This window comes from Oleiharenicola lentus (assembly GCF_004118375.1).
GTDB lineage: Bacteria > Verrucomicrobiota > Verrucomicrobiia > Opitutales > Opitutaceae > Lacunisphaera > Lacunisphaera lenta.
This window is the reverse complement of sequence record NZ_SDHX01000001.1, coordinates 2,075,954-2,087,537: the sequence shown is the minus strand read 5'-3', so window position 1 is coordinate 2,087,537 and position 11,584 is coordinate 2,075,954. Positions and strand designations below refer to the sequence as shown.

Annotated in this window: 7 protein-coding genes; all 7 read left to right on the top strand. The window is 61.4% G+C overall.

Annotation, left to right across the window (positions count from 1 at the left end):
• Positions 1-80 precede the first annotated feature (80 nt).
• Positions 81-1,388 carry a glycoside hydrolase family 99 protein gene (locus ESB00_RS08675; RefSeq protein ID WP_129047305.1) on the top strand — a complete coding sequence of 436 codons (1,308 nt, stop codon included), beginning with the start codon at positions 81-83 and terminating at the stop codon, positions 1,386-1,388.
• 23 nt (positions 1,389-1,411) lie between these two features.
• Positions 1,412-2,875 carry a sulfatase family protein gene (locus ESB00_RS08670; RefSeq protein ID WP_129047304.1) on the top strand — a complete coding sequence of 488 codons (1,464 nt, stop codon included), beginning with the start codon at positions 1,412-1,414 and terminating at the stop codon, positions 2,873-2,875.
• A 51-nt stretch (positions 2,876-2,926) separates the two neighbouring features.
• Positions 2,927-4,348: a sulfatase family protein gene (locus tag ESB00_RS08665; protein ID WP_129047303.1), complete on the top strand. Its 1,422-nt coding sequence runs from the start codon at positions 2,927-2,929 to the stop codon at positions 4,346-4,348.
• Between the two features lie 136 nt (positions 4,349-4,484).
• Positions 4,485-6,035, top strand: a complete 1,551-nt coding sequence (locus tag ESB00_RS08660; RefSeq protein WP_129047302.1) for a sulfatase — start codon at positions 4,485-4,487, stop codon at positions 6,033-6,035.
• Positions 6,036-6,077: 42 nt separating this feature from the next.
• On the top strand, positions 6,078-8,336 hold the full coding sequence (locus tag ESB00_RS08655; protein ID WP_129047301.1) for a GH92 family glycosyl hydrolase: 2,259 nt from the start codon (positions 6,078-6,080) through the stop codon (positions 8,334-8,336).
• Positions 8,337-8,540: 204 nt separating this feature from the next.
• Complete coding sequence (locus ESB00_RS08650; protein ID WP_129047300.1) at positions 8,541-9,860, top strand: glucosidase family protein; 1,320 nt, start codon at positions 8,541-8,543, stop codon at positions 9,858-9,860.
• Positions 9,844-11,583 (top strand): TIM barrel protein, encoded by a 1,740-nt coding sequence (locus ESB00_RS08645; protein ID WP_129047299.1) that lies wholly within the window; start codon positions 9,844-9,846, stop codon positions 11,581-11,583. Before ESB00_RS08650 ends, ESB00_RS08645 begins: the two co-directional genes overlap by 17 nt.
• Position 11,584: the final 1 nt, after the last annotated feature.

Here is an 11,584-nt window from a genome sequence, read left to right as displayed (position 1 = left end):
CTTCTCCGAAGCGATCCAGCTGGATTTTTTATTTCTAAATTAGCCGCTTCACTTGGGGGCCTTCACCCCTATTCAAGCTCATGAAAACACTCCTGCCCCCACTCTTGGCGTTTCTATGCCTCCTGGCCTCCATTCCCGGTCTTTCCGCCGAGAACAAACACGGACCTTCCACCCGGCATCCCACCTACAAGGGCTTGGTGATGGCCGGCTATCAGGGATGGTTCCGCGCTGAAGGGGACAGCTCCGGCGAAGGCTGGGTCCATTATGGCCGGAACAAGAAGTTCGATGCGGAAAGCGTCACGATCGATTTTTGGCCGGATGTTTCTGAATACGAAAAGATCTATCCCACAAGCTTCACGCATCCCGGCGGCAGCGTCGCCAAGGTATTCAGCTCCGCCGACCGGAGCACGACGGAGCTGCATTTCAAATGGATGCAGCAATACGGCGTGGACGGGGTGTTCATGCAGCGATTCTTTCACGTCACGCGGGGCCATCAGAAGTCGGACAAGTCCCAGGACCATATTCTGCGCAACGCCCTGGCTGCCGCCAAGGCCAACGGCCGGGCCCTGGCGGTGATGTACGACCTGTCAGGCCTGAAAACCACCGGAGAGGACTGCTCTTCGGTCATCGAAGACTGGAAGATGCTGGTCGACGAACTGAAGGTGACCAACCAGGGAGCGGACCAACCTTACCTCTACCACAACGGCAAACCCCTCGTCGCGATCTGGGGGGTGGGGTTTCCCGATCGCAGCTACAATATCCGGAATATCGGGATCAACCGACTCATCGATTTTCTCAAAAATGATCCGGTATATGGCGGGTGTTCCGTGATGCTCGGAGTGCCCACCTACTTTCGGGATTTGGACAAGGACTGCACGAGCGCCCCCTATCTGCACGAGCTGATCGAGTCCGTGGATATTGTCATGCCTTGGATGGCCCAGCGCTGGACTCCCCTGGTCCACAATCCGATCGAGCACATCAGGGATCACGTCCTGGCGGACATCCGATGGACCAAGGAACGGGGGGTGGACTACGCGCCCCTGATCTATCCCGGTTTCAGCTGGAGGAATCTGTCGCTGGGCAAACCGGATCTCGCCCGCTACACGGCCTACGGTGCCATCCCCCGGTTGGGCGGACGCTTCTACTGGGACCAGATGACCACCATGATCAGCGCCGGCGCCGAGATGATCTATGTGGCCATGTTTGATGAGATCGACGAGGGCACCGCCATCTTCAAGGTTTCAGACAACCCACCCGTAAGTGATCGGTTCCATTTCGTCGGCAATGACGGCGTACCTTCGGATCACTATCTCTGGCTGACGGGCCTCGGGGCCAAAATGCTGCGACGGGAGATTCCTCTCAGCCTTCAGATGCCGGAAAGAAAATAGCAGAATTGTCTCCAGTTGTTCCCGTGCGCCACCTCATCCGTACCGTCTTCGCCGCAAGGCTCATCGGGCTTTCCCTTGCTCTGCCCGGTGCCATCGCGGCGGAGCCGCCTGCCCGGCCCAACGTCCTCTTCATCATCACCGACGACCAATCCTACGACGCCCTTTCGATCGTCCAAAGGGAGCAGGGCGCGCAGGGTCGTTTCCCCTGGCTGGATACGCCCAACTTGGACCGGCTCGCCTCCGAGGGGGTGCGTTTTCGCAACGCTTTTGTGACCAATTCCCTGTGTTCTCCCAGCCGCGCGGTGAACCTGACCGGTCTCTATAATCACGAGGATGGCAACGGCATCGCGTCCAACTTTCGACCCTTTGCCGCCAGCAACGTCACGCATGCCACCTTGATGCGTGAGGCCGGCTACACGACGGCCTACGTTGGAAAGTGGCACATGGACAACCAGCGGGAACGGCCCGGATTCGACCATCACGCCACTTATTTGGGGCACGGACGTTACGAGAACTGCCCCTTCATCGTTGATGGGAAGGAAACCTCCTCCACTGGGTGGGTCGACGACGCCGCCACTGACTACGCGATCGCCTTTATCGAAAGACAAAAGGCCTCACCCAAACCCTGGTCGCTCGTTCTCGGCTTCAAGACACCGCACCAGCCCTGGGAGCCCCCGGCCCGGACCAAGGATTTGTACGCCGGGGCCGTCGCCCGGACCGTGCCCAATTTCAACACGCCGCCTCCCTATCTGCGCGCCCAGGGCAAGAACCGCAGCAGTCAGGCGGTTCCGCCCACCGCGACCACCAACCTCGGCTATTTTCGCTGCCTCAAGGCCATGGATGATTGCGTAGGGCGCCTCCTGGCGGCGCTCAAGCAATCGGGAATGGCGGAAAACACGATCGTCGTCTTCACCTCAGACAATGGGGTTTATCTTGGCGCGCACGCCACGGGCGACAAGCGCAGTGCCTACGACGAGAGCTTGCGGGTTCCCTTTCTCGTACGTTTCCCCGCGCTGGGGCCTGCGGCCCGGGGCCGTGTCGTGGATGAGATGGTGCTCAATCTGGACCTGGCTCCTACGCTGCTGGATTTCGCCGGCTTGGCGGCGCCGGCGATGCAGGGCCGAAGCTGGCGGCCGTTGCTGACCGGACCGGCGGCATCCTGGCGGCAGAGTTGGTTCTACGAATACTTCACGGAGAACCAGAATAACACCCGCGTGCCGGACCTGACCGCGGTGCGCACCGTCGATGCCAAATTGATCAAGTATCCCGGGCACCCGGCCTGGACCGAACTGTTCGACCTCAAAAGCGATCCCTACGAAACCCAAAACCTCATCGATGATCCCGCCGCCGCCGCGCTGAAGGCGCGGATGCTCGCGGAACATAACCGGCTGGCGCGGGAGGTGGGCTTCCGCGTGCCGCGTTTCGTCGATCGCCCACCGGATTGGGGCCAGCCGGGTAGCCTGGCGGGAGAACTCTCCCCGCCGTAGCTCTGCCGGATCAACAGACCGCCTCCCCCGCACCCCTCCCTCTCCTCCCTCATGAAATCACGGCTCAAACCAGGCAAGGTCCTCGGGTCTGCCTTTGCCCTGTGGTTCGCCACCGCTGCCTTCGCCCAGGATCGCCCCAATGTCGTCATCGTTCTGGCCGATGACCTCGGCTACGGTTCGGTTGGTGCCTACGGCGCCGATCCCGGTCTCGTTAGAACACCGCATATCGATCAACTGGCCAAAGAAGGCATCCGTTTTGACCGGGCCTACACGACCGCATCGGTTTGTTCGCCGACCCGCTATGACTTTCTCACCGCCCGCTACTCCTGGCGCACGCACCTCAAGCACGCGGTGGTGGACGAATATGATCCCCTGCTGATTGAAAATGGGCGGGTGACTTTGGCGCTCTGGCTGAAGCAGCGGGGTTATCAGACCTCTCACTTCGGAAAGTGGCACCTGGGTTATGGCGCCGCCCCCTTCCAGAGCCTCGCGGATGCGGCCGCGGTCGGGCCCAACTGCGTCGGGTTCGACCATCATTTCGGGGTGCCGAACAACATGGACGATGTGCACAAGGTCTATGTCGAGAACGACGGCATCTTCGGCCTGAGGAGCAAGCGCACGTCCCCCTACGGCAAGAGCTACTACGGCAAGCAGTATGCGGGCTACGATGCGCCGCAGAGGAACGAGCCGGAAGTCATGAAGGTCATCACGGAAAAGGCGATCGCCTGGATCGACCGACGCGATCGAACCAAGCCGTTCTTCATCTACTTCGCTCCGGTGGCGGTGCATCACCCCATCATGCCCTCCGAACGCATGCGAGGAACGAGTTCCGCCGGCGCTTACGGAGATTTCATCCACGACCTGGATTACTCGGTCGGGCTGTTGGTGGACGCCCTGAAGGTGCGCGGCCTGGATCAGAATACGCTTTTCGTCTTCACCAGCGACAACGGCGGCGACATCCCGGAGGATGGAAAGACGCCCGAGCGGCAGGCCATAGCCGCCGGTCTCAAGCCCAACGGCGATCACCGGGGCGACAAACACCAGATCTACAATGGCGGCTTCCGCGTGCCGATGGTGATCCGCTGGCCGGACAGACTCACGAGCGGGGCCGTGGCGACAGGCACCGTGTCCACCATCGACCTGTTTCCCACGCTCGCCGAGGTGATCGATACGCCCCTGCAAGACGAGCAGTTCGACGGTCGAAGCTTCCGAGCATTGCTCACCCATCCGGGCGAAAGATATCAGCGCGAGGATCTCGTGTTGCGCGATGTGAACGGTCGCCGCGCGCTCGTCGCAGGGGCGTACAAGTACATCAGTGATCAATTTCCCCCGAGCGTCAAGGGGCCCAAGGTCGAGGAGGAACTTTACGATCTCGGAACCGATCCCGGCGAAACCAAGAACTTGGCCGGCGCGAGACCGGAAGTCGTGGCCAAATTGAGGCAGAGACTGGCGCATATCTCACGTGGCGACTGACCGTAGTCCTGCGCGTCACCCGAACCCTAGACTTTATCCCCTTAACAGGGGATGCCTGACAACGGAAGAGCCTGATACTCTTATTCACTCAGCATCGGACACCGCCACCCCACCTTGTCGCAACCATTCGCTTCGCATGAACACCCCTACAATTCTCTCTCGCTCGAATGGTCTGATTTACCTGACCCTGTCGATGTTCACGGCGCTGGGTTGCGGCGGGCTGGTTCAGGCCGAACCAACTCCGACTCAAAAGCGACCAAACGTGTTGTTTGTGATCAGCGATGATCTTAGCTCGCGTATCCGGCCGACAGGCTATGAAGGTGTCATGACCCCGGTGCTCGATCGTCTGGCCAAGGAGGCCACGACTTTCCAGCGCAGCTACTGTCAGTATCCCGTCTGCGGGCCCTCCCGCGCTTCCTTTCTGAGTGGCATGTACCCACAAACCACGGGTGTTTTGGACAATGAAGCCAAGTTCGCCGAAGCCCTCCCCGGTGCGGTGTCGCTCCCCAAGGCCTTTCGTCAGGCTGGATACTGGACGGCGGCGGTGGGCAAGGTGTTTCACCGCCCCCTGGACAACCCGGGCAACGATACCTGGGACCAGACGCTGGCGTTTGAGAACGATGAGATGGAACTGGAGCGGGTCGCGCGGGTCGCGTTTGAGCGGGAGCACGGTCCGATCACCACGCCCAAGAACCGCAGAGCGTGGAAGGATCACCTGCTCACGATTGCCCCGCAGACCCGTAACCAGGGGGTCAAAGGCCTCGGGCCGGGGTTTGGACCCACGGGACTGCGCGACGACCAACACGCCGATGGCAAGAATGCCCGGCAGGTCGCCGCCTGGATCAGTGATAACGCGAGCGGCAACCGACCCTTCTTCATCGCCTGCGGTTTCCACAAACCCCACATCCCCTTTTTGGCGCCCGATGCCTATTTCGCGAAGTATCCGGTCGACTCCATCAAGCTGAGTCGCTCACCTGCCGACGACTGGAACGACATTCCGGCACTGGCGAAGACCAACCAGTATCTGGACTACGGGTTCCCTGCGCTCGGGCAAGAGGATGAGGCCCGTCGTCGTGGGTTCATGCAGGCCTACTACGCCTGCATCTCCTTCATTGATGCCCAGCTCGGCCTCATCATCGAAGCCCTGCACCAGAGCGGTCAGTGGGAGAACACCATCATCGTGTTCGTCGGTGATCACGGTTATCATCTGGGCGAACACTTTATGTGGGGCAAGGTGACACTGTTCGAGGAGGCGGCCCGGATGCCCATGCTCGTCAGGGTTCCGGGCATGACCAAGGGCAACTCCAGCAAGGCCTTGGTGGAAATGGTCGACCTCTTCCCCACGCTGGTCGCGTTGAGTGGTTTCACGCCTCCGTCCAGCTTGCAGGGGCGTTCGTTCGTACCGCTGCTGAGGGACTCCACGGTGGCAGGAAAGGAGTGCGCCTACACGGTGGTCAAACGGGGTGAGCAACTCGGTCGTGCCATCCGGTTTGATCACTGGCGCTATACCGAGTGGGGCTCGCCCGACAAGGCGGAGCTTTACGACTTGGATGCCGATCCCGGGGAATTCACGAACCTCGTAAGCAACAAGGATCACGCCGCGGTGCTGGCCCGGGCCAAGGCGTTGCTGGCGCAAGCCGAGCAAAACGCAAAAGGGTCGACCAACCCGAACCCGAAGAGCTCCTGATCGAGGTGCCGGGCATTTTCGACCCGCTCCCTCACCTCCTCCATGCGTCTTCCCTCGCTCTTGGTTTGTCTGGCCCTGGGCGTCGGTCTGGGCCATTCGGCGTTTGGTCAGGATTCCACGCAGTATATCGATCCGCGCATCGGCAATGTCTCGATACTGCTCGTGCCGACCTATCCGACCTTCAGCCGGCCGAATCAGATGCTCCGGATTGTGCCCGCCAAGACGGATTACATCGACGATCAGGTGGCCGGCTTCCCGTTGCAGGTTGGCGCCCATCGCCAGGCGGGCGTCTTCCCGATGAAGATCGTGCTCGGCTCGGTCACGACCGATTCGTGGAAAAGCAAGATGCCGATTGATCACGATCTCGAGGTCGTCCGTCCGTGGCACTACTCCACCTACCTAATCGAGAGTGCCGTCCGGGTGAGTTTCACGCCCGCCGCCAAGGCCGCGATCTACCAGATCGATTTTCCCGCCCCTACGACCACAGCACGGCACCTGCTGTTCACCGGCAGCGAGCAGTTGAAGGTGACCTCCGCCGGTCCGAATGCATTCACCTTCGAGGACGAGTTCAGCTTCACGAACGGCGGCGTCACGCCGACGGTGCTCAGTCAGACGGTCTATGCGTATGCGGAGCTCAAGGACGAGAGCGGCCGGCCCATCGCAGGCACGCAACTCGACACCACCCAGCGCAAAGCCGCCCTCGCTCTGCCGGCCGAGGCCCCCGCCCGCGTATTGCTCTGCTACGGCATCTCCTACATCAGCATCGAGCAGGCGAAGAGGAACTACGATCTCGAGGCCGGAGATTCCTCGTTTGCGACGCTGCTGGAGCAGGGACAGGCCGCCTGGGCCAAAGTCACAGAACAGATCGCGGTCGAGGGCGGCACCGAGGCACAACGCCGCTCCTTCTACACCGCACTCTATCGCACGCACGAGCGCATGGTCGATATCAACGAGCACGGCCGGTATTTCAGCGGCTATGACCGACAGGTGCATCGCAGCGACCGTCCCTTCTACGTCGATGACTGGGTCTGGGACACCTACCTCGCCACGCATCCCCTGCGCACGATCCTCGACCCGCAGATGCAAAGCGACGTGCTGAACTCCTACACGCTCATGTATCAGCAAAGCGGCTGGCTGCCGACCTTCCCGCAGGTTTTCGGCAACCGGATGTGCATGAACGCCTATCACTCGGCGTCGCTCTTTCTGGACGCCCACCGCAAGGGCATCACAGGCTACGACCTGCAGGTCGCGTACGCCGGTATCAAAAAGAACCTGACCGAAGGAACCCTCCTCCCGTGGCGACAGGGACACGCCAAGGTCGGGTTCGACGACTTCTTCTATGCGCAAGGTTACTTCCCGGCCCTGCACCCGGGCGAAAAGGAGACCGAACCGCTGGTGGATGGCTTTGAGAAACGCCAGCCCGTCGCGATCACGCTCGGCGTGGCGTTCGACGCATGGACGCTCGCGCAATTGGCCAAGGATCTCGGCAAGACGGATGATTTCGAATCCTTCTCCCTCGTGGGGGGATTTTACCGGAATCTCTGGCATCCGCAGGAGCGGCTCTTCATGCCGAAAGACGACAAGGGCGAGTGGATCATGATCGATCCGAAGACCGCCGGCGGACCGGGCTACCGGGAGTATTACGACGAGAACAACGGCTGGACCTATGCCTGGCAGGTCCAGCACGACATCCCCGGGTTGGTCGAACTGCTCGGGGGGGCCAAGGCGACGGAGGCCCGGCTCGACCAGCTGTTCCGCGAGCCGCTCGGGATGCCGCGCAGGCTGTTCTATGTTGATGGAGCGAATTCAACCGGCTTGGTCGGCCAGTTCGCCATGGGCAACGAGCCGTCGTTCCACATTCCGTTTCTCTACAATTATGTCGGAGCCCCTTGGAAGACCCAGAAGCGCACCCGCTTCCTCCTGGATGTGTGGTTCAAGGATAACATCTTTGGCATCCCCGGTGACGAGGACGGTGGCGGCATGTCGGCCTTCGTCGTTTTCACCTCGATGGGGTTGTATCCCGTCACCCCAGGACTGCCATATTACACGATCACCAGTCCGATATTCACGCGGACCACGATCCATCTGCAAAACGGCAGATCGTTCACGGTCGTCGCGCCCGGCGCCAGCCGCGAGAAGAAGTATATTCAGAAAGCCAGGCTCAACGGCCGACCGCTGGACACACCGTTCATCAGCCACGCGGCGATCATGCAAGGTGGCACCTTGGAATTGGAACTGGGCGAATTACCTGACAAAATCTGGGGCCTCGGCCAGCCTCCGCCCGGATACCCGTCGCCCTGATTTCGCCCGTCGTCTGGCTGCGCGAGGCGCCGCGCATCCCCTGTTAATGGGATGCCCCACCCCGCCTGGGCCTGATACTCTCATCGCCTCGCTACCTGCCTATCCTCGCCTCCTGGTCGGCCACGCCCCTTCTGCATACCCGTTCCTCGTCTGGCCTCGCCCTCCATCGGTCTGTTCCCCCCTCCCCGCTCGCCGTTCACCGTCATGAAACCGCCCCCCCAACGCACTATTCTCGCGCGAGCGGTCACCCGCTTCCGCCTGGGCGTGCTCGCCACCGCGATGACCTGCTCGCTCCCGATTTCCCTGCCGGCCGCCCTCCCGGCCTTTGTGCCCACGGACGCTGAATTTCAACAGGACGCCCGATGGCTGCAAACCTACACCGCCGGCTTGGTGGCCACGAACCGCGCCACCTACAAGGACGGACGCACCGTCTTTTATACTGATGCGCTGAAACACTACGGTCTGCTCTTTACCCGCGACTTCGCGTATTTCGTCGAGTTCGCTGGTGATCTCCTGTCGCCCCAGGAAACCAGCGGTTACCTGGAATTCCTGCTGGCCGGGCAACGGAAGGACGGTTGCATTCCCGACCGGGTCACGGCCGCCGGCAAACCGATTTACAGCCCGGGAGGTGAACGCTCCCCCATGGCCGACCACGCGCTGGAGAATGCCGCGTTCCTGGCGAGTGCGGTCTGCCGTTACGTGGAACGAACCGGGGACCTCGATTTTTTGCGCCGGCATGAACGCGCCCTCCGCCGCGGACTGGACCACATCAACCGGGCGGAAAACGGCCTGGTCTACAACCGGCCGGACAACCCTCAGTGCGTTTATGGCTACACCGACATCGTGCGTCAGACCGGACATCTGCTCATGTGCTCCGCCCTCTACTACGAAGCTTGCAGCCAGATGGCCCGGGTTTGCCAGAAGGCGGGCGTCGGCGAGCCAGACGAATACCTGCGCCGGGCCGAACTCATCAAAAAGAATATCGGGCGGTTGTGGGACCGGGATTCGGGGGCTTTCTACGCCGCGGACGGCCTGTGCCGACAATACGACGTGTGGGGTACTGCCTTTGTGATCAGTCGCAATCTGGCGACCAACGAACAGGAGCAGAAGGCCCTCAATTTTCTCGTCAACAACTACGACCGGTATGCGCAGAAAGGGCAGATCCGTCATTTGCTCACCTATTCAACCTGGCAATCGACCTTTGAATACCGTCCCGAGGGCGTCTACCAGAATGGTGGTTACTGGGCCACTCCGCTCGCCTGGTTGGTGCCCGTCCTCGCCCGCCGCGATCCCACTCTGGCCCAACGCGCCCTGCGGGACTGCCTGGCCGACTTTCGCGAGCGGGGCATCCATGAATGGATCAACGGCGGCGTTACCGTCCTGCCCGACTTCTTCAACAGCGCCATCAGCGTCTACTCGCTACTGTCCGCGGAAAATACCGCTGAACCTACCGCCCGGTCGGGTTTTCCAACTGCTACGTCCACCCCGACAACACCCTCGCAACCCCATGAGTCTTCCCGCTAAAAACCCTCTCCATGCCGTCGGCAGGGCGCTGCTCTATCTCGCGTCATTCCTGCTCGCCTGGTCGGGTCGGGTCGAAGCGAGTCCCGCTCTTCGCTATGACTGGCCCTTGTTCACCTACAATTTTGGCGGACTGGAAAAATTGCCCGTCGCAGAGCAGGTGAGCATGCTGCGCCGCCACGGTTATGCCGGCCTGGCCGTGGACATCGGGAGCGCGGCCAAATTGGCGAACTTGTCCCAGTATGAAGAAGCCGCCCGGCAGGGAGCTGACGTCAGGATTTTCGCCGCGTTCTACGTCCTCGGCTACGACCCCCAGACCGGTTTCAGCCGCGACTGGGTGCAAGTGGTGGATCGGCTGGCCGGGACCGGCACCGACCTCTGGCTGATCACGGGCAAGCCGCAGGACGGAATCACCCCCGATCGGTTGGAAACAGAAATCCGGGCGCTGGTCGAATACGCCTCCGGCAAATCACTCAAGGTCACCCTCTATCCTCACAGCAAGAACGTGATCGCCACGGCGGAGGAGGCGCTGGTTTACGTCAAAAAGATCAACCGCCCGAACTTCACTCTGGCTGTGCACACCTGCCATGAGATCCGGGCCGGCAACGCGGATCGCATCGAGCAGGTGCTGGAGAACGTGAAGGATCATCTGGGCTACGTCACGATTGCCGGAAGCGACAATCTCCCCAGTCAGGTCAACGGCAGCGAGTGGGAATACTCCACGCTCAAGCCTCTCTACCGGGGCAATTTCGACCTGACCCGCGTGCTGAAGAAACTTCGCAGCCTCGATTACCGGGGGGCCATCGGCTTCATCAACCACCGGATCGCCGAAGCACCGGACGTCTATCTTCCCCTGTCAAAATCCACTTACGGGAAGTGGATTCAGGATTTGAACGCCTTGCCGGCGCAGCCGTTTGATGCGCCGGACCAATGCACCTGGCACGCGCCGAGCAAGACGTGGTTCGTCTCGAATCTGGGCGGTGGCATCTCGCTGGCCAAGGACGCCTACGGCTGGATCTCCCGGCTCGACGCCACCGGCAAGGTCATCGAGCCCTTTTGGATCGGCCTGACCGAGCGGATGCACGCGCCGTCCGGCATGGTGGCGACCGACCGCTTTCTCTACGTTGTCGACCGGGAGGGTGTGCACCAGATCGACATCGGGCGGCGGACGATTTCGCGGTTCTTCCCCATCCCCGAGGGAAAGTTCCTCAATGACATCGCCCTCGCCGGCAACGGCGACCTCTACGTCTCGGACTTCTTCGCCAACCGGATCTACCGGATCGTGCCAGCATCCGGCGCAGTCGAGGTCTGGCTTGAAACCGATCGCTTGGAAGCCCCCGATGGACTCACAATCGATGCGGGCAAACTCATCGTGGCCTCATGGGGCGTTTTGAGTGAACCCGGAACCTTCAACACCTCGAAAGTCGGCGATCTTCTGCGCATCGACCTGGTCACGCGGAAAATTGAGACGCTCTCCAGGGAAGCCGGAAATCTGGAGGGAATCACCAAGGCGGGCGACAGTTATTACGTCACTGATTGGGCCGCCGGCAAACTGCTGAGGATTCATGCGCAAACCGGCCGGGTCAGCGTGGTACTTTCCGGTCTGCGCAACCCGACCGACCCGGGTTTCTCGCCGGAACTGGGCGTGTTGGCCTTTCCGCAGCACACGGGCGACCAAGTCTTCTTCCTCTCAGTGGACAATCTTCCGCCATCCTCCTCGCGGTGAG

Bases quoted from the DNA above. Each gene is read 5' to 3' on its own strand.
- ESB00_RS08655 (WP_129047301.1), top strand. From the start codon at position 6,078: ATGCGTCTTCCCTCGCTCTTGGTTTGTCTGGCCCTGGGCGTCGGTCTG.
- ESB00_RS08645 (WP_129047299.1), top strand. From the start codon at position 9,844: ATGAGTCTTCCCGCTAAAAACCCTCTCCATGCCGTCGGCAGGGCGCTG.
- ESB00_RS08665 (WP_129047303.1), top strand. From the start codon at position 2,927: ATGAAATCACGGCTCAAACCAGGCAAGGTCCTCGGGTCTGCCTTTGCC.
- ESB00_RS08675 (WP_129047305.1), top strand. From the start codon at position 81: ATGAAAACACTCCTGCCCCCACTCTTGGCGTTTCTATGCCTCCTGGCC.
- ESB00_RS08660 (WP_129047302.1), top strand. From the start codon at position 4,485: ATGAACACCCCTACAATTCTCTCTCGCTCGAATGGTCTGATTTACCTG.
- ESB00_RS08650 (WP_129047300.1), top strand. From the start codon at position 8,541: ATGAAACCGCCCCCCCAACGCACTATTCTCGCGCGAGCGGTCACCCGC.